The organism is Blautia sp. CGZ-1-C1, from assembly GCF_056504575.1.
In genome coordinates, this window is the sequence record NZ_JBWLUT010000009.1 from 1 (window position 1) to 25,247 (window position 25,247).

General features: G+C 43.0%; 24 protein-coding genes, 1 pseudogene and 1 riboswitch. All 25 genes and pseudogenes read left to right on the forward strand.

Annotation, left to right across the window (positions count from 1 at the left end):
* A partial coding sequence (locus AC058W_RS00430) for an ABC transporter permease (protein WP_479389533.1) occupies positions 1-1,289 on the forward strand: 1,289 nt, incomplete at its 5' end.
* 58 nt (positions 1,290-1,347) lie between these two features.
* On the forward strand, positions 1,348-1,803 hold the full coding sequence (locus tag AC058W_RS00435) for a hypothetical protein (protein ID WP_479389534.1): 456 nt from the start codon (positions 1,348-1,350) through the stop codon (positions 1,801-1,803).
* A gap of 156 nt (positions 1,804-1,959) precedes the next feature.
* A complete protein-coding gene (locus AC058W_RS00440) occupies positions 1,960-2,148 on the forward strand; it encodes a cysteine-rich KTR domain-containing protein (RefSeq protein WP_479389535.1) in 189 nt (62 codons plus the stop codon).
* 467 nt (positions 2,149-2,615) lie between these two features.
* Positions 2,616-3,029 (forward strand): sigma-70 family RNA polymerase sigma factor, encoded by a 414-nt coding sequence (locus AC058W_RS00445; RefSeq protein WP_479389536.1) that lies wholly within the window; start codon positions 2,616-2,618, stop codon positions 3,027-3,029.
* Between the two features lie 407 nt (positions 3,030-3,436).
* Positions 3,437-4,399: a helix-turn-helix domain-containing protein gene (locus AC058W_RS00450; RefSeq protein ID WP_479389537.1), complete on the forward strand. Its 963-nt coding sequence runs from the start codon at positions 3,437-3,439 to the stop codon at positions 4,397-4,399.
* Positions 4,400-4,525: 126 nt separating this feature from the next.
* Entirely contained in the window at positions 4,526-5,488 is a 963-nt protein-coding gene (locus AC058W_RS00455; protein WP_479389538.1) for an ABC transporter permease, read from the forward strand.
* On the forward strand, positions 5,485-6,276 hold the full coding sequence (locus tag AC058W_RS00460) for an ABC transporter permease (RefSeq protein ID WP_373213786.1): 792 nt from the start codon (positions 5,485-5,487) through the stop codon (positions 6,274-6,276). Before AC058W_RS00455 ends, AC058W_RS00460 begins: the two co-directional genes overlap by 4 nt.
* Positions 6,276-7,070 carry an ATP-binding cassette domain-containing protein gene (locus AC058W_RS00465; RefSeq protein ID WP_479389539.1) on the forward strand — a complete coding sequence of 265 codons (795 nt, stop codon included), beginning with the start codon at positions 6,276-6,278 and terminating at the stop codon, positions 7,068-7,070. Before AC058W_RS00460 ends, AC058W_RS00465 begins: the two co-directional genes overlap by 1 nt.
* On the forward strand, positions 7,052-7,750 hold the full coding sequence (locus AC058W_RS00470; protein ID WP_479389540.1) for an ATP-binding cassette domain-containing protein: 699 nt from the start codon (positions 7,052-7,054) through the stop codon (positions 7,748-7,750). The genes AC058W_RS00465 and AC058W_RS00470 overlap by 19 nt, the downstream gene beginning before the upstream one ends.
* A 30-nt stretch (positions 7,751-7,780) precedes the next feature.
* Positions 7,781-9,400 (forward strand): ABC transporter substrate-binding protein, encoded by a 1,620-nt coding sequence (locus AC058W_RS00475; RefSeq protein ID WP_479389541.1) that lies wholly within the window; start codon positions 7,781-7,783, stop codon positions 9,398-9,400.
* A 68-nt stretch (positions 9,401-9,468) separates the two neighbouring features.
* The gene (locus tag AC058W_RS00480; RefSeq protein WP_479389542.1) at positions 9,469-11,229 is read left to right on the forward strand and encodes an ABC transporter ATP-binding protein; all 1,761 of its coding nucleotides are present in this window, start codon (positions 9,469-9,471) and stop codon (positions 11,227-11,229) included.
* On the forward strand, positions 11,226-12,974 hold the full coding sequence (locus tag AC058W_RS00485) for an ABC transporter ATP-binding protein (RefSeq protein WP_479389543.1): 1,749 nt from the start codon (positions 11,226-11,228) through the stop codon (positions 12,972-12,974). Before AC058W_RS00480 ends, AC058W_RS00485 begins: the two co-directional genes overlap by 4 nt.
* 51 nt (positions 12,975-13,025) lie before the next feature.
* Positions 13,026-13,403 carry a metal-dependent transcriptional regulator gene (locus tag AC058W_RS00490; protein ID WP_123158178.1) on the forward strand — a complete coding sequence of 126 codons (378 nt, stop codon included), beginning with the start codon at positions 13,026-13,028 and terminating at the stop codon, positions 13,401-13,403.
* Between the two features lie 456 nt (positions 13,404-13,859).
* Entirely contained in the window at positions 13,860-14,273 is a 414-nt protein-coding gene (locus AC058W_RS00495; protein ID WP_479389544.1) for a sigma-70 family RNA polymerase sigma factor, read from the forward strand.
* Positions 14,274-14,728: 455 nt separating this feature from the next.
* Positions 14,729-15,247, forward strand: a pseudogene (locus tag AC058W_RS00500) (site-specific integrase); the annotation flags it as partial.
* Positions 15,248-15,769: 522 nt separating this feature from the next.
* A complete protein-coding gene (locus tag AC058W_RS00505) occupies positions 15,770-17,155 on the forward strand; it encodes a sodium-dependent transporter (RefSeq protein ID WP_117846105.1) in 1,386 nt (461 codons plus the stop codon).
* A 33-nt stretch (positions 17,156-17,188) separates the two neighbouring features.
* Positions 17,189-17,377 (forward strand): 4Fe-4S dicluster domain-containing protein, encoded by a 189-nt coding sequence (locus AC058W_RS00510; RefSeq protein WP_117677638.1) that lies wholly within the window; start codon positions 17,189-17,191, stop codon positions 17,375-17,377.
* Positions 17,378-17,589: 212 nt separating this feature from the next.
* Positions 17,590-18,456, forward strand: coding sequence for a patatin-like phospholipase family protein (locus AC058W_RS00515; RefSeq protein ID WP_181977746.1), 867 nt, complete (start codon positions 17,590-17,592; stop codon positions 18,454-18,456).
* A 137-nt stretch (positions 18,457-18,593) separates the two neighbouring features.
* Entirely contained in the window at positions 18,594-18,965 is a 372-nt protein-coding gene (locus AC058W_RS00520; protein ID WP_118575280.1) for a GntR family transcriptional regulator, read from the forward strand.
* 3 nt (positions 18,966-18,968) lie between these two features.
* A complete protein-coding gene (locus AC058W_RS00525) occupies positions 18,969-19,814 on the forward strand; it encodes an ABC transporter ATP-binding protein (protein WP_117677640.1) in 846 nt (281 codons plus the stop codon).
* The gene (locus AC058W_RS00530) at positions 19,811-20,461 is read left to right on the forward strand and encodes an ABC-2 transporter permease (RefSeq protein WP_479389545.1); all 651 of its coding nucleotides are present in this window, start codon (positions 19,811-19,813) and stop codon (positions 20,459-20,461) included. The genes AC058W_RS00525 and AC058W_RS00530 overlap by 4 nt, the downstream gene beginning before the upstream one ends.
* Before the next feature lie 74 nt (positions 20,462-20,535).
* Positions 20,536-20,815, forward strand: a riboswitch (cobalamin riboswitch).
* Between the two features lie 115 nt (positions 20,816-20,930).
* Positions 20,931-22,037 (forward strand): ABC transporter substrate-binding protein, encoded by a 1,107-nt coding sequence (locus AC058W_RS00535; RefSeq protein WP_181977728.1) that lies wholly within the window; start codon positions 20,931-20,933, stop codon positions 22,035-22,037.
* 14 nt (positions 22,038-22,051) lie between these two features.
* Positions 22,052-23,137, forward strand: coding sequence for a FecCD family ABC transporter permease (locus tag AC058W_RS00540; RefSeq protein ID WP_479389546.1), 1,086 nt, complete (start codon positions 22,052-22,054; stop codon positions 23,135-23,137).
* Positions 23,137-23,892, forward strand: a complete 756-nt coding sequence (locus AC058W_RS00545) for an ABC transporter ATP-binding protein (RefSeq protein WP_118575284.1) — start codon at positions 23,137-23,139, stop codon at positions 23,890-23,892. The genes AC058W_RS00540 and AC058W_RS00545 overlap by 1 nt, the downstream gene beginning before the upstream one ends.
* 267 nt (positions 23,893-24,159) lie before the next feature.
* Positions 24,160-25,065 (forward strand): RpnC/YadD family protein, encoded by a 906-nt coding sequence (locus tag AC058W_RS00550; protein ID WP_119242438.1) that lies wholly within the window; start codon positions 24,160-24,162, stop codon positions 25,063-25,065.
* The last annotated feature ends 182 nt before the right edge of the window (positions 25,066-25,247 follow it).

The following is a 25,247-nucleotide window of genomic DNA, read 5'->3' on the forward strand; positions in this document are numbered from 1 at the left end:
TAGGCCGGAACAAAAAGCGCACCATTACGGTAATCTGTTCCCTGACGCTGGGGCTTGTGCTACTTTCCTGTGTCTATGCGAAAAATGCCAGCTTTGATATTGATAAGTACATGAGCCAGACAGTTATCAGTGATTTTGAGGTAGAGGACAGTTCGATTTCTTCCACCTTTGGCACCTACAATCCCTACGGCACCACCATTTCCCCGGAGCTGGTACAGAACATTGAGGGACTTTCCGGGCTGGAAGCAACAGGGCGTTTGTATTCGCAGGTATTTACGCATAAAATCGGGGCGTCTGCTCTTGAGAATATCCAGACCTACTATAACGCTGATGACCGGCTGACCTATATTGAAGCAACGGATGCAGGGCTGGCAGAAGCCTATCACGACATGATCGACAGCAGCGAATGTACTTCCATTCTATACGGCATTGACGGCCTGATTCTGGACACCTTTGCACAGGACGGCAGGATATTGGATGGCACCTTTGACAAAGAGAAATTCTTGTCCGGGGGCTATGTAGTGATGGAAGCGGCTACCGGTGCAGAGGACAGTGAGAAAGAAACACAGCCGACTTATTCTGTTGGTGATACGGTAGAGTTGAACGGCCAGCAATACGAGGTTATGGCGATTGTGGCGGATATTCCCACCATTACCGAGGGCGTAAACAGCAGCACACAAGATTTCCTTTCTTTCTATCTTCCTGCCGATACATTCCGGGCTATGTACCCGGATAACACTCTGCGGAAGCTGTTCTTTGATGTAGCCGAGGAATACCAGCCGCAGGCGGAAGAAATGCTGATCCAATATCAACAAGACGTGGACAAGAGCCTGAATTATACTGCGAAATCCACTTTGATTGAGCATTATCAGGAACAGACACGGGCGAACACTGTGATGGGCTTTGCAATCAGCCTTATCATTGCTTTTGTGGGTATTCTGAATTTCGTCAATTCGATGGTAACAGCGATTGTTTCCCGCCAGAAAGAATTTGCCATGATTCAGAGCATCGGCATGACAAAACGGCAGCTCCGGCGTATGCTGATCGACGAGGGCTTGTATTACGCGGGAAGCACTTTGTTGGCAGCTTATGTATTAGGCACTGTGGCAGTAGCTGTTGGTGTCCGTATGATGGTAGCCGGTGACTGGACGGCAACATTCCACTTTACACTATTGCCGCTGGTAATCTGTACGCCGATTTTGATTGCGTTTGCAATCGTTATTCCCTATATCTGCTTTAAGAATTTGGAGAAGCAAAGTATCGTGGAAAGACTGCGGGCAACTGATTGATGTGTTCTAACATACGGCCAGTGTCGGTTACACTGGCCGTATGAAAAAGGGGCCTGAAATGAAAGAGTACACGCTAATTATCAAGGGAGAAATGGATTTTATCATCTTATCTCCGCAGGTGCTTTCTTCCCTGATTACTCAAATCCATAACAGCCCGGAGCGAAAAGTTGTGGTAAGTATTGAGAGCATCATGCCACCAAAGTTTACCGACTATCTGCTTCGGGTAATCAATAGCAACCGCTTTAGCAATGAACGGTTCCGCTATCGCTACATTTTAGAAAATCCTGTTACAAAGAAAGGGATGTATGAGATTTTACGGCAACAGCTTTCCCGCACCAATACGGAGCGATTTCCTTGTTTTCAGACCATACGATTGACCGACACTTTCCAGGGTAATGTGGAGCTGGACATGGAGTGCAACGATCTGTTCTTTTGGGCCTGCAAAGATACTACCGCGAAGTTTATCTATACGTTCCCGGATGGCCGACAGGAAACATTAGTGCTTGAATACTAAGGAACACCGAGTGCGGCGGCCTGCTGGCCCTGCACCCGGTGTTTTCCTATTATTCATGTTTCGGACTGGAGTTCCATGTAACCGGATTGCAAAACAAATTTGCAATAATGTTCTCTCACTCTCGACCCTCGAAGTGTTTTGTTCAAAGGAGGAAGAATGAAACGTGAGCAATGGGTTTTATGCCCGGTCTGTGGCTGCAAAACCCGATTAAAAATCCGGGAAGATACAGTTCTTGAAAACTTCCCGTTGTATTGTCCCAAATGCAAGCATGAAACATTGATTTCTGCTCGACAACTAAATATATCTGTTATCAAAGAGCCAGACGCACAGACGCAGAGCCGATAACACACAAGGTCTGATCCCTTGTGGTTATCGGCCTTTTTTATCCAATACACAACGACAGCCTGCCCCGCCCGACGGGGAAAGAAAAAAACCGTTGCGGGCAGGTTGAGTTTGTGTGCTCACTCTATATATCCCAGCGGCGGTTTTGAGAAATCAAGGCCGCCGCTTTTCTTTGCCCGACACAGGATCGGCGGCCCACGGAGGGAGCCGCCATGAGAGTAGCAATATGTAATTCGTCAAAAAAAGCTTTTCTGATGTCTCTGCTCCTTACGCACCTCAACCGGTATTATCCTGCCGGTTAATCGGCGATTATAGACTATGGAATCGTCATGATGCCAGTTTTCTCTTGGAGAAGACTGGCGTTTTTGTTTGTCGTTTTTTGTGGAATGGTCCCGATTTGTTTCGCTGCCGTTCTCCACCTCCATTCGATTCACCCGTCAATCACCCGTGAATCGAAATGGAGGTACATAATGAAGAAAATTAACCTTCGGGAACTTTATCCTAATGTTTATACAACAGACTTTTTTGTAGATGTGACAGAGGAAGTAATGGAGACTATTCGAGCAGCTGAACGTGCGGAGGCTGGGTATGAGCGAAAGATGTATCGTTATAAAGCACAGTATTCTCTGGATTGCGAGAATGGCATTGAAAATGCGGTGCTATTGAAGCCGCAAACACCGGAGATGCTTCTGGAGGAAAAACAGTTTCAGGAGCAGGTCTATGCTACTGTGATGAAGCTGCCGGAGAAACAGGCAAAGCGAATTTATGCCCGATACTATCTGGGAATGACGGTAAATGAAATTGCCGAAGTAGGAGGTGTAGATCCAAGCCGTGTCCATGACAGCATCCGGCGTGGTCTGAAGCAGCTGGCAAAGTATTTTTAGGGTAGAATAACAGAGGGCGCAAGGTCTCAAAGTGCTTCTGCATAAGACCTTGCGCCCTACCTATTGTAGTAGCCTTAGAGGTGTATTTTGTAAAGCTATCTTTGAGTGAAGAAAGCAGGAGTTTTTTTCCATTTAATTAGCTGTAAATATTGAATGCCATAAATGACGAAGAAAAGAGAAATGTGGTCACAGCCTTGATTAAGGAAATTGAAATTTACAGGAATGACGAGTCTGAATTTTCCGGTGTTCAAGGATGGCGGGGAAGTTACGGAGCTTTTGTGGGACAAAGGGAATACCGTTGAGTGGATTACTCTGCACGGTAAATTGACTTTGAGAAACAAGTATTATATACTTTGGTTAGTCTTTGATAACTTCATCATAGTCTTAGTAATCCGGGAGGTGATTTAATGAAAGAGCGAAATGAGATCGACCCTGCATTGTTCAGCACAGGGGCGCATATTCTTGAAAAGAATAATAATGGGACAAAATATCAAATTGAATGCGATACGCCCAATGGAACCATGCAATGTATTCATTTATTTCCTGGAATAGATTTAGCATATACATCCTTTCAGGCGTTTTCTTGTTTTTCAAGAAACAAAGCAATGCCTCATATTTTAGAAATTGCATATTGCAGCGCAGGAAGGTATGAATGTGAATATAAGCGGGATTACTTTACATATCTGGGGGAAAGTGATATTGCAATTAGTGTCCTTAGTCCTCATAGAGAACCTCCTACATTTCCTACTGGATTGTACGATGGTGTAGCTTTGATTGTAGATATGAGTGTTACCGGAAGTCAATTCAAGGATATTGTAGAAGGAATTTCTATTGATTTATCTGAATTGACCTCGAGATTTTGTACGGATCGCTGCTGCACAGTTGTAAAAGCTCCTCCTGACTTGAATCATGTATTTCAAGAAGTTTGTGAGGAAAAAAACAAAAAACGATTAGGCTACTTACGATTAAAGGCATTAGAGATTTTCTTTCTATTGTCTGAAATACTTCCGCAAGAGAATTTAGAAGTGTCCGTTTATTATCCAGGCAGTACAATCCGAAAAATAAAAGAATTGAAGCAAGAACTGATGGATTCTTTAGATACAAGATATTCATTGGCTGAATGGGCAGCTTGTTATGGATTAAGTTTGACAACAATGAAAGATTGCTTTAAAGCAATCTATGGAAAACCTATATATGCTTTTCAAAAGGAATACAAAATTCAAATGGCGGCACAGCTATTACTTACAACTCAATTATCTATATCTGAAATTGCAGGAAAAATAGGTTATTCAAATCCAAATAAATTTTCATCTGCTTTCAGGTCTATTATTGGGATGTCTCCGAGAGAGTATCGCAACACTAAAAAGTAATTGGCTTTTTGGATAGGTTTTGACTTCTTGGAGTGGTTTCCTTTCGGAAAATACAGTATTATGGGCGGTGTAGTTAGATAACTCTAACCACACCGCTTATTTATTTACGAAAGGAGGAATTTGGTAATGAGCAAAGCAACGAGACGTTTTATTATAAATAAACTGGGAGAATTGGTAATTTCTCTTTTAATTGTAACTATTCTTTCGTTTTTGCTTGTTCGTCTCTCACCCATTGATCCAGCAGAAGCGTATGCCAGGCGCTCTATGGCCGCATTTAGTTTTACGGATGAACAAATGGAAGCTCTGCGAGAAAAAATGGGGCTTAATGATTCCTTGCCTGTGCAGTATGTGAAATGGGTTCGAGATGCATTTCATTTAGACTTCGGTAAATCTTTTGTAAGTGGCCAATCAGTATTTGAAAAGGTTACAACAGCCATTGGTATAACTGTGACAATCGTTATAATTTCGGCTATTATTCAAGCCATTTTTATTTTGCTGATAGGATGCCTTTGTTATTTGACGAGAAAGCGAATAATTGGTCGTGCATTGATTTTTTTGTGCATAGCCGGAGTTTCTATTCCTTCGTTTTTCTTTGCTAGTACCTATATTGACATCTTTGCTGTTAAACTCGGTGTAACATCGGTAGTGGGAAATACAGGATTTGTGCGCTATTTCCCCGCAGCAGTATGTATCGCAATCGGATGTATTGCATTGTTTTCTCCTATGTTGGCAAACAATATCAAAAAAGAGATGGAACAGGATAGTGCTTTTTATGCTCGTTGTCGTGGCTTATCTGAGGGGAAGATTCTGTTCCGCTATGCACTCCCCAGCGCAGTAGTAACACTTCTCCCCAATTTCTGTCAGATGCTCGGACTTTGTATGGCCGGCTCTGCGATTGTAGAGCGTGTGTTCTCATTGCCAGGGCTTGGTTATTTGATTGTCGACAGCGTGTTGTATCGGGATTCACCAGTTATCCACGCAACAATTCTGTTTCTTGCGTTTTCGCTGGTAATGTTCAATATCCTTTCGGATATATTACGGCGGATTTTGCAACGGGATGCTTCTGCGAGAGAGGGGGCCAGACTATGAGCCGGACAAAACATATTCTCTCGTATTCAATCCCGATTGTAATATTGCTATTTTTCTTGTTTGGATCGTTCTTTGCACCCCACGATCCGACGACCACAAATATTCGGGGTAAATATCTATCCAGCAGCGCAGAATATCCGTTTGGTACAGACGATTTTGGCCGTTGTGAGTTTTCACGCATTCTCGAAGGCGGGAAAATAACTTTAGGCATTGTGTTGGTAGGATCAGCTATTGTCATTTTGCTTGGTATCTTCTTTGGCATCTTGCTGGCAAAGACGGGACGCCGCAGAAATATTCTTGCAGAAAGTATTTTGAACGCAGTTACAGCGATTCCGCCTGTGGCTTATCTGATTATCTTTATTGGTATTTGGGGGAATAGTATCCCCACCATGTTAGTGGCACTGACGGCATCGCTGGTTCTTCGGATGATTAAGTTGGTTAAAACTTTGATTGAGGGTGAGTACGACAAAGCATACATCATGTGCGCGATTGCCTGCGGTGCAAGCAAAATGCGAATTATGCTGGTACATATCCTTCCCAATATTATCCGTGACGTTGTGCAATTTATTTGCCTTTCCTGTGCAGAAATGATTATTGCGATTTCCGGTTTCTCATTCATCGGTCTTTCTCTGGGTGATGATGTAATTGATTGGGGAGTTATGCTTTCCGATGCGAGGGCATTGGCTGGAACTCATCCGCAGTTGCTCTTTTACCCGATCTTCTTTATTTTTATCAGCTCCCTCTGTTTCAACTACTTAGGGAGGCTTTTGGAAAAGGAGGGGGCCTGATGCTTGAGATTAAAAATCTGACTGTGAAAGTAAAAAATAACACACCGATTTTAACCGATGTCTCATTATCTATTGATGAAGGGACTTGTATTGGACTGACTGGGGCTAGTGGCTCTGGAAAAACAACTTTGATTAAATCCATTATGGGTATGAACAGTGGTGATCTGGAGATCACACAGGGGAAAATTCTCCTGGATGGAGATAATTTGCTGATACATGGTGCGAAAGAGTGTCGAGCACTCTGCGGGAAGACGATTGGATTTATTCCACAAAACCCAATGACAGCGTTTTTCCCACACGCAAAGATGGAACGTCAGATTATTGAAACGCTCCGTACGCACACTGGTTTGGACAAAAAGCAGGCCTATGCACTTGCGGAAAATGTGTTGCGACAGGTTAATCTGACTGATACCAAGCGAGTGTTGAGTGCATATCCTGGAGAGTTATCCGGTGGTATGCTCCAGCGGATTGCTATGGCACTGATTTTGGGGAAGAAGCCTAAATATGTTCTGGCAGACGAGCCGACCAGTGCTCTTGATGAAGCAAATCGGGATTTACTGCTGGAGTTACTGAGAAAATATCAAAAGACAGCAGCGATTTTATTCATCTCCCATGATACTGAGGCAATGAAAGCCCTATGCCCTATCACTCATGTGATGGAACGTGGCAAAATTATTGAAACGCAGGCAACTGAGCAGCTATTCATTCACCCGCAACAGCCATGGACTAAGCGCTTTGCCGAAGCTGCTTGCCACCGAGAGGAGGTGAATTGGAAATGGACCGCGTTGAATTAGATAACCTCACCAGAACCTACTATGATGCGCAGGGGGAGACATTTTGTGTATTGGATCATGCCGCTCTGATATGGGAGCAGGGTCATAGCATCGCCATTATGGGAGAAAGCGGCAGCGGAAAAAGCACCTTGGCTCGATTGATGATTGGATTGGAACGCCCCTCTGAAGGACGCATCCTTATCAATGGCGTAGATACCACAAAATGGAGCCTGCGAGAATGGAGAAAATATCGTGGCAAGATTCAAGCGGTATTTCAGGATACTGGTGGAACCCTAAATCCATCATGGAGTACATCCCAAAATGTAGAGGAAGCCCTTGTAAACCTGACGGATTTTTCCTCATCACAGCGGAAAAAACGTATTGCTGAATTGATGGAACAAACCGGTTTATCTCAAAGTTTACTTGATACTCCGGTTCGAAGACTGTCTGGCGGGGAACAGCGGCGGCTTGCGTTATTGCGTTCCTTATCTATATCACCGGAATTTCTAATTCTGGACGAAGTAACCGCAGGCCTTGATTTGATTTCAACAGAAGCGGTTCTTCAACTTTTGGAGAAATATGAGCAGGAACATGACTGTGCCTATTTAGTCATTACTCATGACCTGCAAATCGCCTCGCGGCTCTGCGAGATTATTTATGAGATCGAACACGGCAAAATTACTAAAAAAGCCGTTCGATAAATATAAAATCACAGAAAGGAACAAAACAAGATGAAACGAACCAAGCTGAAACGAACCAAACGTGTTTTAGGGCTAGCTCTTGCCGCTGTTATGTGTATGGGGATGCTTGCTAACAGCGATACCGCTTATGCTGCAAGCGGGACAGAAGCGAGTGAAAAGGTCTTAAATATCGCCACGATTGGCGAAACAACAACCCTTTCGCCCCTCTATATGATTGCGGATAACCGCCCTACTCAAAAGTTGCTCTATGAGGGTCTGGTGAAATATGTGGATGGAAAAATTCAGCCGGTGCTGGCGGAAGATTGGGAAATGAGCGAGGATGGTAAGCAGCTTACCTTTTACTTGCGACAAGGTGTAACTTTTCATGACGGAGAACCTTTTAACGCAGAGGCAGCGATTGCCAATATTGAGGCCTGGCATATCAACCCGTCTTTTACAGCGCTGCCTGGTGTTGTCAATTATACCAATATTGAGGCGGTGGATGAATACACCATCCGTCTGACCTATGATACACCGTACTTTGCATACATCAACGATTTTTGCTGGCCGGATGTATGCACTATGATTTCTCCTAAACAGATTACGCAGGGTGACTTCCAGACAGTCAACGGATATGCTGGTACCGGACCTTATATTTATGACGAGTATGTAGCAGGACAGTACACCACTTTTGTTCGTAATGAGAATTATTGGGGTGAGCAGCCCTATTACGACAAGATCGTTGCAAAGTATATCCCGGATAATGCCTCCCGTGTACAGGCATTGAAAACTGGTGAAATTGATTTAATCTATGGCTCCGCTGAATTGAGTTATGAGGACTATAACCAGGCGACTGCTATTGATGGAATTGAGGGCAAATTTGCTCCGTCTGGTTCCACGGTTCGTAATATCATTCTGAATTTCAATGGAAATCTGTCTGATCTGAGTGTACGACAAGCTTTGGCGTATGCTATCGACAAAGAGGCGATTTCTGAAGGCCTGACCTATGGCTATGAACCTGTGGCGAATACGATTGTTCCTGATGGCACGCCTTACTCAGATATTTGCGGTACAGAGGATTATACCTATAACGTGGATCGTGCTAATCAGCTTCTTGATGAGGCAGGATGGATCATGAATCAGTCTACTGGCATCCGGGAAAAGGATGGAACACCGCTTCATGTGGTCTTTACCTGCCCTACTGATGACAGTACCATCGGTTCCATTGCCACGTTGTTCCAGAGCCAGCTTGCAGAAGTTGGCATTGAAGTAGAGATTAAGAGCATGGAAAAGATGGAGTGGTATGCAAGTTACATGGAACCTACAGGATGGGATATTACCGCAATGACTGCGGGTTTCTTCAATTATGCAATGCCACAATGCTGGTTCTCTGCAATGATGGCTCAGATGCCAGAGGATGTTTCCATCCCACTGTTAGATAATTCTGATGAGTTTATTTCCGCATTGAGCGAGTTTAAGACCTGCAACGATGATGCCCGGTTGAAGGAACTGTTTGAACTGCTCATCAATACTGATCTCGATCAGGTATTGGATGTTCCTTTGACCCATCAGATGGATATGATTGTCTATAACACGGACAAGATCGCAGATTATAACTTTGCTTCGGATTATGCTTTCCTGGATGTGACACAAATCACTCCGGCAGAATAACACAGCTTGACGATGCGGGGTGGTCGGGAGGTACCGGCTGCCCCGTATTGCTTTTATGGAGGTGAGAGATGATGAAACAAATACCATCGCCAGTCAAGCGGTTATGGGAGCTGACTGGAACACATCGTAGAGCCTATGCGCTCTCTATCATCCTGGCTATCTTGGGTGTGGCCTGTGGGATGATTCCATACTTCGCCATCGCTTATATCATGCTTTGTCTGATTGATGGCGTGACTGCCCTAAACACTTATGCACTGTGGTGCGGCGTAATATTGCTTGGTTTCACATTGAAACTGCTTTTTTCTACTCTTTCAACAACGGTATCTCATACAGCGACATTCCAGACCTTGAAAGAGATCCGTATTAAAATTGCCGACAAACTCTCACGGGTGCCAATGGGTTACATTATGGATCAATCCTCTGGCCGGTTCAAGGATGTCATCGTTGATCGGGTAGAGAGCATGGAGCCAATCCTCGCACATCTGTTTCCGGAAATGACATCGAATCTGTTCGTCCCGCTGTGCATTATTGTATATCTGTTTGTTTTAGACTGGCGCATGGCACTGGCTTCTCTTGTGACTCTGCCTATTGGTTTTCTGTGCTACATGGGAATGTCACGGGGGTATAGTGAACGCTTTTCCGGCCTGATGAAACGGGTTCAAAAAATGAACGCAACCATTATCGAGTATGTAGGTGGCATTGAGGTTATTAAAGCATTTAATCAGTCGGCTAACTCTTATCAGAAGTATTCTGATACAGTAAATGATGATGCCAGTTATGCGGTCGATTGGATGAAGGACACGCAGTTGTTTATGTCCATGAGCAATACTATCTGGCCCAGTGTTTGGCTGGTGGTTCTTCCCATTGGTGCCGTTCTGTATCAACATGGAACCTTGTCTGCCCCGGTCTTTCTGACCATTATGATTTTGTCCCTGGGCATTGTTGGTCCGATTTTGGGAGCAATTAAATTTACTGACAATATTTCGCAGCTTGGCACGATTGTCGGAGAAGTGGGAAATCTGTTGGATGCACCGGAAATGGTGCGGCCGGATTATGATGCTGATATTCACAATCAGTCTATTCAATTCCAGTATGTTTCCTTTTCTTATGACCTGAATGACTCGAAGCCGATATTGGATCATATCAATTTGACAATACAACCTGGAACAATGACGGCTTTAGTTGGGCCTTCCGGTTCAGGCAAATCAACGATTACTAAATTGATTACCGGCTTTTGGGAGGCAACATCTGGCACTATTTCTCTTGGCGGGGTGGATTTGAAAAATATTCCCCTGTCGCAGCTTTCCTCGTATGTGTCCTATGTATCGCAGGATAATTACCTCTTTGATGAAAGTATCCGTGAAAACATTCGTATGGGGAGGTTGTCGGCTACCGATCAAGAAGTGGAAGATGTTGCCCGAAAGTGTGGCTGCCATGACTTCATCATGGGCCTGGAGCATGGGTATGACACGATTGTGGGCGGTGCAGGCGGTCACTTATCGGGTGGTGAGCGACAGCGAATTGCCATCGCCAGAGCTATGTTGAAAGATGCTCCTATTATTATCTTCGACGAGGCAACAGCCTACCTTGACCCTGAGAATGAAAGCCTGATTCAAGAAGCTATTTCTAAATTGGTACAGGGCAAAACGCTGATTATGGTCGCTCATCGACTCTATACGGTGACAGGTGCGGATCAGCTTGTGGTGGTGAATCAGGGGCGAATCGAGGCAACCGGTACGCATGAGGAACTTCTGAAAAAATGCCCGCTCTATGAAGAAATGTGGAAGGCTCATATTGGGAGCCGCGATGAAGGAGGTGCAACAGCATGATTACTGCCTTAAAGAAAATATATGCTTTTTCTGGCCACTGGAAAGGGGTTTTGAAAAAGTCAGTGGTGTTCAGCTTGCTGCACTCAATCTTTGATATGTTTCAGATCGGCGCTCTTTTTCTGATCCTCAACGGATTGATGGAAGGAATCAAAGGGCAGGATATTTTGTTCGCGTTTCTGCTTCTTTTGGCAGGAGTGATTGGAAAAATCGTTTGTAGTTATATTTCAGACTTTTCTCAAACAAGAGTTGGCTATTTTATGTGCGCGGATAAGCGCATCCATATAGGCGACAGGATGAAGTATATGCCGATGGGCTACTTTAACAGCCATAGTTTGGGGAATCTGACCTCTACCGTCACCACAACAATCAGCGATGTAGAGAATAATGCGCCATCAGTTCTGATTACAGTGATCCACGGTTTTATCCATGTAACGGTCATTACCATTGTGATGTTTTTCTTCGACTGGAGGATTGGTCTGCTGGCTTGCTTGGGGATTGCGCTGTTTTTGCTCTGTAACTCCGTACTTCAAAAGAAATCACAGGAAGTATCTCCTAAACGACAGGCGGCACAGGAGGATTTGGTAGGCGCCACACTGGAATATATCCAGGGTATGGGCATTGTAAAGTCTTTCAATCTCGGTGGCAAATCGAACCAGAAAATGAAACAGGCCATTGAGGAAAGCCGCGCACGCAATACCAAACTGGAAACTGTTTTTGGACCTTACGGAATGGTACAACTGTTTGTTTTGCGATTGGCGAGTGTGGCAATCATGTTTTGCTCTATCCTGTTTTATTTGCAAGGCAGCATGACGTTGGTGTACTGTTTGCTGATGTGTGTTGCTTCTTTCTTGATTTTCAGTGAACTGGAGGCGGCGGGGGGAAAGTCCTTTGCCCTTCGGTTAATAGAAAGTTCCATCGACAAGGTGAACGCTATTGACGATACTCCAGTAATGGATTTGTCCGGCAAAGATATTGCTCCGAAAGATACCACGATTGAATTACAGAATGTTGGCTTTTCTTATGGCGATCACCGAATTTTGAACCATGTCAATCTGACGATCCCGGCCAAAACCACTACGGCGATAGTCGGTCCATCTGGCTCCGGTAAAACGACATTGTGCAGCTTGATTACTCGTTTTTGGGATGTAGATGAAGGGTGCATTAAACTGGGCGGCACTGACATACGGGAATATAAGCTGGATAGCTTGCTCTCTAATATCAGCATGGTCTTTCAGAATGTTTTTCTCTTTGCGGATAGCATCGAGAACAATATCAAGTTTGGTAAACCGGATGCCACTCATGAAGAAGTTGTCCGAGCAGCAAAGAGTGCGTGTTGCCATGATTTTATCATGGCACTGTCAAACGGTTATGATACTGTCATTGGCGAGAGTGGTGCTACTTTATCTGGCGGCGAAAAGCAACGTATTTCGATTGCGCGGGCTATCTTGAAAGATACCCCTATCATAATTCTGGATGAAGCAACAAGCAGTGTAGACCCAGAAAACGAGGCAGAACTCCAGCAGGCCATTGAGAAGCTGACAGAGGATAAAACGGTTATTATTATTGCTCATCGGTTGAAAACGGTCCGAAATGCACAGCAGATTGTTGTTGTTGCGAATGGCGGAATTGCCCAATGCGGTACACATCAAGAGTTGATGACACAGCCTGGAATTTATGCCGATTTCGTAAATATTAGAGAAAAAGCAGTTAATTGGAAAATATCCAGTAGTAAGATACAGCAATAAAAAGAAACAATGCGTTTTTCTTTACTGGTACGAATGGCATGGGAGAAAGAAATGAATAACAAACAACATACCACCACAGCCGGTGAAGATTACTTAGAATCCGTGCTTATACTTCAAAAGAAACTCGGTATGGTGCGTTCTGTGGATGTTGCCCGGTACATGGAAGTTTCAAAACCCAGCGTATGTTACGCAGTAGGAACTTTACGAGAGGGCGGTTTTTTGACAACAGACGAAAACCATTATATACACCTGACCGACCTTGGCCGGGATGTGGCTGAAAAAATTTACGAACGCCATTGCTTTTTTACAAAGCACTTTATATCCATAGGCGTTGATCCTGAAACGGCGGAGGCTGATGCCTGCCGAATCGAACACGATATTAGTGCAGAAACCTATGAACGACTGAAAGAATCTATCACGAAAGAATAATTACATAGCGCATGAACCTGCCCCGATTAAGGGGAAAGAAAAAAACCGTTGGTTGGGGCAGGTGATTTTGCGCGCCCATTTTAAGTTATTATCCTAACGGCGGTTTTGAGAAATCAGAGCCGCCGTTTCTTTGCGTTTACACAAACCAATGACGACTTGCAGGGACACGGTAGCCGATTGGAGGTTATTTTGCCGTGTCCCGTTTGCTTTTTCAAAGCTCACATGATCTACACCAGTTAAAAAAAGCATTGCTCCTCCTCCGGGTAAGTTTAGCATTGCATCGGCATTATCGTTCTATGCAATTAAGTACAATCGTGGCTGTTCTTGGTGCGCCAGTTTTCCATTACGGAAATCTGGCGTTTTTTGTTGCCTTTGTTTCGGAGATGATCCGGTTGTCTGCCGGTGTCGGTCTCCGCCTCCATTCGATTCACCCGTGAATCGAAATGGAGGTACATAATGAAGAAAATTAACCTTCGGGAACTTTATCCTGATGTTTATACAACAGACTTTTTTGTAGATGTGACAGAGGAAGTAATGGAGACTATTCGGGCAGCTGAACATGCGGAGGCTACGTATGAGCGGAAGATGTATCGTTATAAAGCACAGTATTCTCTGGATTGCGAGAATGGCATTGAAAATGCGGTGCTGTTGAAGCCGCAAATACCGGAGATGCTTCTGGAGAAAAAACAGTTCCAGGAGCAGGTCTATGCCGCTGTGATGAAGCTGCCGGAGAAACAGGCAAAGCGAATTTATGCCCGATACTATCTGGGAATGACGGTAAATGAAATTGCCGAAGTAGAAGGTGTAGACCCAAGCCGTGTCCGAGACAGTATCCGCCGTGGATTGAAGCAGCTTGTAAAATATTTTTGATAAAATTTCATTTGATGCGCCTGTTTTTTGCCTTTTTTGTCAGTGTTAATAAGAAGGACAAGTTTTCCCCCTTCAACAGCACTTTGACAATTTCATAGACAGCATAACAGGTACATAACCCATGTACGAGCGAATATGAAACGCCGCGAAGATGGAGCAGTCAGGGAGGTGATGAAAGAACTGCTTCGGAGCGATCTACGATTTCATAAAACGGATTGTGGCAGATTCGGCGCGATGACTGCATGGGGGCTTAAAGATACTTCCTCACGGCCCGCCAAAGACTTGGGGGGAACCCTGCGGCACACGATACGAACGGTGCTGCGGAGTTATGACAGCCGCGCCAGCGGAGACCTGTTATTATACCGGTCAATAGGCTTGATTATGCCGATTTTTGTAAGGGGTTGAAAGGGATGAAAAGTCAGCAGACTTTAATCAACTAGATTATCACAGGCAGGCTGCAATGGGATTGTGTATTTCTGGACGAGGATACACCTTATCTATCGGTGAGGCGGGCATGGCGTACAGAGCATAACAGACCCGTGATTTCTACGGTGCTAAAGACTCCGGCGGCAAAAAGGGATATACCGATACCGAAGTGTTTGGTGGATTGTCTGAGAGAAACGAAAGAAAATTCCATATCAGATTATGTGATTGCTGACAGCAAAGGGGAGCCGCTGGCTGCTTTGCAGTTTCAAAGAGTGTGGCAGTATGTCGTTGTCCGCTCCACTAAGCCCCGGAACTATTATAAGTACGTGAATGGGCAGAGCATCAAATACACGGTTACCCCAACGCTGGGCATGACCCAGAAAAATCAACCCAAAATCAGATACACGCTGGACTTTGATGTAACCCCGCATCAGCTGCGGCACACTTACATTACCAATCTTCTCTATGCTGGTGTTGATCCAAAGACCGTCCAACACGTTACTGTGAACGAAGTGAACAGTAACCAAAAGTTTGACTTGATTCGAAAAAGTATATTGAGTATATTGCAAACAAAAAATGCATATGATATAATGCCAGTAGGCAAAATGATAAGGTTAAATTCATTTATAACACAGCAAAAGCCCCAGAGTTGCGACCTCTGAGGCTTTTTTATTCCGTTTGGGCAGGGTGGCTTATTCCCCCAGGCTGGCTACCAGCTGTTATTTTCTATCCAACCATTTGCAAATGTAGTAGGCGATTACACTTGCCAAGATAGAAAGCATAAATGATAAGATCATATCCATTTACAACACACCCCCTTTCTGCACCTGTCTAGGGGTGGTAGCTCAACTATTATATCATAGAACAATGCGTACAGAAAGACTATACTTGAAATATATACTGGGATAGTGGTGTGTGAACAGTAACAAATATGTTACAATTAAGTCTGTAATTATTATTAGTCTTTGACATTCCCGCATCTTTTTGATACTATAGAATCAGTAAAAAACTAGCAGACCTCCCATGGGAGAAATCCTATGGGAGGTTTTTGTAACGAGGTGAGGTGTATAATGAAAAAAGAAAACAATTCTGCACATAACCATAACAGAGGAAGCTTTTCCGGAAGGATTGGTTATGTGCTGGCAGTTGCAGGTTCTGCAGTAGGACTGGGAAATATCTGGAGATTTCCATATCTTGCAGCGAAATATGGAGGCGGAATTTTCCTGCTGATCTATATTCTTCTGACAGCATCATTTGGTTATGTGCTGATCATGTCAGAAACAGCCCTTGGACGAATGACCAGAAAGAGTCCGGTAGGTGCATTTGAGCATTTTGGAAAAACGAAATCATTCAAAATCGGCGGATGGTTAAATGCAGTGATTCCAATGCTGATCGTTCCTTATTACAGTACGATTGGCGGATGGGTAATTAAGTATCTTGTGGAATATTTCAAAGGAAATGTCCAGGCAGTAGCGGAAGACGGATATTTTGGAAATTTTATTTCCGATTCCTGGCAGGTGGAACTCTGGTTTCTGGTATTTGCGGCGCTTGTATTCATCATCATTCTCGGTGGTGTACAGAACGGTGTAGAGAGAATGTCAAAGATCATGATGCCGGTTCTGGTAGTTCTGGCAGTCGTAGTTACAATCTATTCTGTCACACGTCCGGGCGCTGTTGAAGGTGTGAAATATTTCCTGATCCCGAATGTGAAAAATTTCTCCTGGATGACAGTAGTAGCAGCGATGGGACAGATGTTTTATTCTTTGTCCATTGCAATGGGAATCCTGTATACTTACGGTTCCTATGTCCGTAAAGATATGGATATCGAGAGATCTACCACACAGGTTGAGGTTTTCGATACAGGTATCGCAATCCTTGCAGGTCTGATGATCATCCCGGCGGTATTTTCATTCTCCGGTGGAAATCCTGAAACACTTCAGGCAGGACCATCTCTGATGTTTATCACATTGCCAAAAGTATTTGCAAGTATGGGATTTGGTACTGCAACAGGAATCGTATTCTTCATACTTGTATTACTTGCAGCCCTGACAAGTGCAGTTTCCCTGATGGAAACCAGTGTTTCCACATTCATGGATGAACTTCACTGGAGCCGTAAGAAATGCTGCGGTCTGATGGTCGTGATCATGATTGTACTTGGAACCGCATCTTCCATGGGATATGGACTTCTGGATTTCATTCGTATCTTTGGAATGAACTTCCTTGATTTCTTCGATTTTATGACAAACTCAGTAATGATGCCGCTGGCAGCACTTGCAACCTGTGTTCTGATTCTTCGTGTTGTTGGTATTGATGGAATGGTAAAAGAAATTGAACAGTCTTCTCCATTCCGCAGAAAGAAACTGTACAGAGTATTTATCAAATACTTTGCACCGATTTGCCTGATCATTATTTTGCTGAGTTCTATTGCAAACGTTTTGGGAATTATCAGTATGTAAAAAATATATGACTCTTTTTACAAAGAATGCAGCATGGATCAACTACAAGACAAGAGAAGAAGCAACTGCACAGTTCACCAGAAAGAATGGCTGGTAGGCAAACATGGCAGGAAATCTGCCAATGAATGTGTGAAATGCGGTAAGTGCGAAGAAGTATGTCCGCAGCATATTAAGATCAGAGATGAGCTGGAGAAAGTTGCAGCAAAACTTCTTGGAAAATAACATATAATTGTGAGTTGTATTAAGCCTTCTGGATGAATTTCAGGGGGCTTTTACAGATTACAGGTTTGACATTTTCATTCAAGGTGTTAAAATATGTTCTAAATAATTTGTTTTTCAAATGAAATGAGTAAAAATACAATTGACTGTCTTAAATGCATTATTTACGAGGATTGCTATAGGACATTAAGAAAAAGACGAAAGTGAGAAAAACTATGGAGGACAATAAAAGGAAAGGCCTTGGAATGGTTCTGGAAGGTGGAGGTATGCGGGGGCTGTATACAGCTGGAGTTCTGGATGAGCTGATGGAGCAGGGGATTTATGCAGATTCTACAGTTGGCGTTTCCGCCGGTGCAATTTTTGGATGTAATTATAAGTCCCGCCAGATTGGACGAACCCTTCGTTATAATACCAGATTCTGCAAGGATAAACGATATATGGGACTGAAAAGCTGGATCACTACCGGCGATCTTTACAGCAAAGATTTTGCATATGGGGAGGTGCCCTGGAAGCTGGATGTTTTTGACACAGAGACATTTGCCAGATCACCCATGAAGTTTACGGTTGTATGTACAGATATTGAAACAGGAAAACCCTGCTATCAGGAATGCAGAATGGGAGACAGGCTGGATGTGGAATGGATGCGCGCATCAGCTTCCCTGCCACTGGCTGCCAGGCCGGTAAAGCTGAATGGAAGAATGTATCTGGATGGTGGTATCTCAGATCCGATTCCTGTAAACTGGATGCTTTCACAGGGTTATGAGAAAAATGTGGTAGTCTGTACCCGTCATCCGGGATACAGAAAAGAACATAATAAGCTGATGCCGCTGATCCGACTGAAGTTCAGGGAGTATCCGGAGCTTGTAAAGCTTCTGGATGAACGTCATATTCAGTATAACCGTATGTTGGATAAAATCGCATATCTGGAAAAAGAGGGCAGGATCCACGTTATCCGCCCGGACAGAGACATCAGTGCCAAACCGGTTGAGCGTGATCCCGCCCATTTAAAGGAGATTTATGAGGTGGGACGGAGAGTAATGAAAGCTGATATGGAGAAACTGAAGGCATATTTGGCAGAATAATATAAAAGGGATATTTTCAGAAACGTTATGTGACTGAAGATATCCTTTTTTCTTTAAACAGATGAAATATAACAGTATAAAACAGTTGACAACAGTTACATACTGTTATATACTGTTTACAGATGGAGGAGAAACATATGCATATAATAATCAATAATTCATCCATGGTACCTATTTATGAACAGATCATAGACCAGATTAAGTCTGCGATTATCAGAGGAGAGTTACAGCCGGACACTGTATTACCTTCAGTACGCAGTCTGTCAAAGGAGTTGAAGATCAGTGCCCTGACTGTGAAGAAAGCCTACGACAATCTGGAAGAAGAGGGATTTACCGTCACTGTTCATGGAAAAGGAACCTACGTTGCAGCCACAAATAAAGACCTGATGAGGGAAGAACAGCTCAAAGAAGTAGAACATGATCTGGAGCAGGCAATTATGAAGGGCAGAAGAAGTGGACTGGACGATAAGGAAATCAGAAATCTTTTTGAAATGATCATGGAGGACTAAGATATGTTGAAAATTAGTCATTTGCAGAAAAATTACAGAGGTTTTTCGCTGGACTGTTCTATGGAAGTACAACCTGGGATGATTACAGGACTTATTGGAAGAAATGGTTCCGGGAAATCCACCACATTTAAAGCTTTGCTTGGCCTGATTCATCCGGATGGCGGAGAGATAAAGGTCTTTGGGAAAAAAGCAGAAGAGCTTAAGCCGGAGGATAAGCAGAAACTAGGAGTTGTTTTTGCAGATTCAGGCTTCAGTATGTATCTGACAGCAGAGGGCGTGGCAAATATTATGAAAAGCATATATCCAGATTTTGACAGAGAGAAATTTCTGCAGCAGTGCAGGAGATTCAATCTGTCCACAGACAAGAAAATTAAAGAATTTTCTACTGGTATGAAAGCAAAGTTTAAAGTACTGGCAGCATTAAGCCATAAGGCAGAACTGCTGATTCTGGATGAGCCTACAGTTGGCCTGGATGTGATTGCCAGGGATGAGGTGCTGAACATGCTGAGAGAATATATGGAAGAAAATGAAAGCAGTGCTATTCTGATCAGTTCGCATATTTCATCAGATCTGGAGAGTCTTTGTGACGATTTTTATATGATCCATGCCGGAAAAATTATCCTTCATGAGGACACAGATGTACTGCTGTCAGATTATGCAGTTCTTAAAGTTTCAGAAGAAGAGTACGAAAAACTGGATCAGCAATACCTTATTAAGATCCGGAAAGAAGCTTATGGATACAGGTGTCTGACAAACCAGAAACAATTTTATATGGAAAATTACCCGGATGTTGTAATTGAGAATGGAAAGATTGATGATCTGGTAGTGATGATGGAGGAACAGGTATGAAGGGATTATTTGTAAAGGATATAGAACTGATGAAACAGCAGAAACAGTTTTTTATCCTGGTTATTGTAATGGGAGTCATCCTGAATCTGGCAGGAAGCGGAAGTATCAGTTTTGCTACAGGATATTTTACGTTTGTCACAGCAATTTTTGCCATTACGACTATAAGTTATGATGAGTTTGATAATGGTCTTGCATTTCTTATGACCTTGCCGGTTACCAGAAAACAATATGTGGCAGAGAAATATCTGCTGGGAGCAGGGCTTACGGCTGCAGCGTGGGGAATTACAACGATAACGGGAGTGATCTGCAAAGGCGTGGCAGAGCTTCAGGGGGACCTGAGTGAGAAAATTATTGGCACTCTGATATACATTCCACTGGCACTTCTTATGTTGGCGGCATCACTCCCGCTTGTAATACATTTTGGAGCGGAAAAAGGACGTTATATTGCAATGGTCATGTGGGCTATTATAATTGCCGTAGTTTATACTCTGATAAAAACAATGGGACTTTCAGCAGACGCAGTCGATGCATGGCTGAATGGACTGAACTGGGGAATGGTATTGGCTGGAGTTGCATTGTTCACAGTAATTGTATATATGGGGTCTTATTGGGGTAGTGTACGGCTTATGGAGAAGAAAGAATTTTGATGTGTCTCGAATATAGTTGTAATTATAAAAGCAGTGTGCTAAAATTATATCAGCGTAATTGAATAGCTGTTAAGTGAACATTATCATACGCAGATTTTGTGTATGATAATGTGAGAGGGAATCAGGTGAAATGCCTGAACGGTTGCGGCCACTGTATACAGAAAAAAGCGGGATTGTAATATGTCATTGCATAAATATGTGAGAAGGCGGAATCCGGCTGCCAGAGAGTATCTGGAAATATTTCTGATACAACATTCATGAACTGCTGAAGCATGGATGTTGTATCAGTTTTTATTTTGTGGAAACTTTCTGTGATCTGTGAGTCAGGAAACCTGCCTGACAGTGTAAAGAAGGAGCTTCCGTAAAAAGTATCCGTTATTTTTATCACTTCTATTTTACTTTTTCTGAAGTTCCATCTTTTCGGTTACACGAACAAGTAAACGACATATACGAAAAGAGAGGAAGTCAAATGAAAAACAGGTATTTATCTACAAGAATTATGGCAATTATGATGGCAGCAGCTATGGTAGTTTCCGCAGCTCCGGCAGCTTTTGCAGCAGAGAGAGCAGACTCTGAGACGATCAAAGAGGACAACCAGCCGGCAGCAGATGCAGATGCAGACGCACAGGATTCAGCAGATGCAGATAAAACAGCAGACGCAGAAGGTACAAAGACAGAATATCCTCTGACCATCACAACCTATGATTATGATGGAAATGAAATTGAAACAACCTATGAAAAGGCACCGGAGAAAGTTCTTGCTGTATATCAGGGAAGCATTGAAACTATGCTGAAACTTGGACTGGAAGACCGCCTTGTAGCTACAGCGGGTCTTGATAATGAAGTTCCGGATGATCTCAAAGAAGCATTCTCTAAAACAAATTATCTTGATGAATTTACCCCATCCCTTGAGACTGTAACGATGTTGGAGCCAGACATGATCTTATCCTGGAGTTCCCTGTTCTCTGATAAAAACCTCGGAAATGTAACAGACTGGATCGACAAAGGCTGCAACACCTATTACAACACAAACACACGCCCTGACGGAGACAGAACTCTGGAAAATGAATTTACAGATATTTTAAACCTTGGAAAGATTTTTGATGTACAGGACAAAGCACAGGCAATCGTAGATGATGCAAAGGCAGTGATCGATAAAACTCTTACAGCAACAGCAGATGTGGAAGAGAAACCAAGCGTAATGGTTTTGGAACCTCTTGGAGAAGATATCACAAACTATGGTGCAAAGAGCCTTGGTGGAGATATGGTAACACAGTTAGGTGCGACTCTGGCAAACCCGGATGCTTCTACAGTTGGAAAAGAAGATATTATTGCAGCAAATCCTGACGTAATTTTCGTAGTATATATGCCATATGCAGGAGATGATCCAGAAACAGTTAAGAATGACCAGCTTGCAGTTATTCAGGATGACGAAGCACTTCAGAGTCTTGACGCTGTAAAGAACGGTCGTGTTTATCCGATCATGCTCAGCGAGATGTATGCAAGTGCAACACGTACACAGGATGGAATCGAAACATTTGCAAAAGGATTATATCCAGACGTTAATCTTGACTGATTGAGGAAAATACAGTGAAAGAACAGGTTTCACAGACAAAAAAAGGCAATGTGTTCAGAACATCCATGTATGTGGCAGTCCTCATCGGGCTTGCCGGATTTCTTATTTTTTCCATACTTGCGGCGATTACTTTTGGTAATGCTGATCTGTCGCTGAAGGATGTGTACAGTGTCATTGTTTATAAATTATTTCATATAAAAAGTCTGTCTGCCTATGCAGAAGGTGCAATTCACGATGTTGTATGGCTGATCCGACTGCCCAGAGTCCTGCTGGCTCTGGCAGTTGGAATGGCTCTTTCTGTATGTGGCGTAGTAATGCAGGCAATCGTGCAGAACCCGCTGGCAGATCCGTATGTACTTGGTATTTCATCCGGCGCGTCTTTTGGTGCAACGCTGGCGATCATGCTTGGAATCGGAAGCTTTCTTGGCGGGAACTCTGTCGGAGTTACTGCTTTTATTGGCGCGATGATCACCTCCTTTGCAGTTATTGCTATTGCAAATATGGGAGGAAAGGCAACATCAGCTAAGCTGATCCTTGCCGGAATGGCGGTCAGTGCGGTGTGCTCTGCTTTTTCAAATTTTGTTATTTACATTACGAATGACAAAAATGCAGCTACGGAAGTTATGAAATGGAGCATGGGAAGTCTTGCAGGGGCAAGCTGGGCCAGAGTAGGTGTGATGCTTCCGGTTACTCTGATATGTGTGGTCATCTTCTGGACACAGTATCGAAACCTGAATCTGATGCTTTTGGGAGATGAAGTTTCTATCACACTTGGAACAGATTTACACAGATTGAGAACATTTTACCTGATTGTTGCTTCTGTAATGATTGGATTTGCCGTATATTGTGCTGGCGTGATCGGATTTGTAGGACTTGTGATTCCTCATGTAGTCAGGATTCTGTTTGGAACTGACCACAGAAGATTACTTCCACTGAGCGCACTTCTTGGCGCGTCTTTTCTGATCTGGTGTGATGTGGCATGTCGTGTGATCCTGAAGAATTCTGAGATGCCGATTGGTGTGCTGGTATCAATTATCGGTGCTCCATGCTTTATTTATCTGCTTGTGCGGAAATCCTATGGATTTGGAGGTAGCAAGTAATGAAGATCACTACAAAAGATATTCAGGTTGGATTTCACGCCCGACAGATATTAAAAGGCATTTCCATAGAGTCACAGGACAAAGAACTGGTAGGAATCATCGGGCCAAATGGAAGCGGAAAGTCGACGTTGTTAAAATGTATCTACCGTATTCTGAAGCCAGATGCAGGTGCTGTTTATCTGGATGGAGAGGAACTTCATTCTATGAGTGTCAAGAGTTCTGCAAGGAAAATGGCGGTTGTGGCACAGCATAATTACTACAATTTTGATTTCACAGTGCGAGAGGTTGTTCTTATGGGACGAGCACCTCATAAAAAAACTCTGGAACGGGATAATGCGAAAGATTATCAGATTGTGGATGAAGCATTGAAAACAGTGCAGATGGAGACGTTTGCAGACCGCACATTCTCGACTCTGTCAGGTGGAGAACAGCAGAGAGTAATTCTGGCAAGGGCACTGGCACAGCAGACACCTGCCTTGATCCTTGACGAGCCGACGAACCACCTGGACATTACACATCAGATCATGCTGATGGAACTGGTAAAGAAGTTGAATGTGACAGTTATTTCCGCTATTCATGACCTGAATATTGCTGCGGCGTACTGCGATAAGATTTATGTGCTGAAAGATGGGGTACTGGAAAGCTATGGAACTCCACAGGAAGTACTCACTCCTGAACTGATCCGCAGAATCTACAAGGTAGAAGCGGAAGTTGTATATGATAGTCGCGGGAAAATGCATATTTTGTTTTTGTAATGTGGACAATGTCCATTAATCGAAAGAGTTTGTAGCAAATTTAATAAAAAGAATCTAAAATGCCTTGAAAAAGAGAGTAAGCAATGCTAAGATAAATCCAAAGCATATTTCTCTTATATTTCAAGGCATTTTGCCGTCTGATCATTCTAATCACATTTCAGAAATCCATGCTTTTAAATCCAATTAATTATGAAAAGCAGGAGCTGAGAAGTGATAAGAATAGCACGATATGTTCTTTAACTCCTGCGGAAAACAGGAGGTATTGCAATGGCAAAAAGAAAGAACAAAAAAATTACTGTGAAAAGAAACCGATTGAAAGGCAACACAGCAACTGCAAACCGTAAGTACAAAGATACAGTATTCCGTATGCTGTTTTCAGACAGAAGGAATCTGTTGTCGCTGTATAATGCAATCAATGAAACTTCCTATACAGATGCAACTCAATTAGAGATTGTGACACTTGAAAATGCAATCTATATGGGAATGAAGAATGATCTGGCATTTATTATAAATACGAATCTGTTTCTGTATGAACATCAGTCTACGTATAACCCGAACATGCCTTTAAGAGATTTGTTCTATATCTCCAGTGAATATCAGAAACTGGTGGATTGGAAATCTCTGTATACATCAACAAGACTGAGAATACCCACACCGAATTTTATCGTATTCTATAACGGAACAGAGAAAAAAGAAGACCGTTGGGTAGATTATCTGTCAGAATCGTATGAGAATATGTCAGGAGAGCCAAATCTTGAATTAAAGGTCATCACACTAAATATCAATGTAGGACATAATAAAAAACTGATGGAAGAATGCCGGACGCTAAGAGAATATGCTCAGTATGTTGACAAAGTACGCAGATATTCTAATGAAATGGAACTGAATACGGCAGTAGAACGTGCAGTGAGTGAAAGCATTCAGGAGGGAATTCTCAAAGAATTTCTGCAAAAGAATCGAGCGGAGGTAGTCGCTATGAGTATATTTGAATACAATGAAGAAGAGGAAAAAAGGAAACTCAGGAAAGCTGAGTATGAAGCTGGAGTAATAAATACTAAAAAAGAAGTGGCAATTTCCTTTGCTGAAATGGGATTATCTGTGCAGCAGATTGCTCAGGGAATAAAAGTGGAGGAGAAGACAGTGCGAGAATGGTTAAATGAAAAAAGAATATGAAAACCACATATTAAAAATAATGGAAGCGGAGTCCACATTAACTGTAAATGTGGGCTTTTTTGGACTAAATGAACACATAAAAACACAACCCTATTGGATTTATCTATATCAGTATGTTAAAATAATTAATTGATAAAGGATTTTAACAGATGAAGCGATAAAAGAATAACTACTGATTTTAT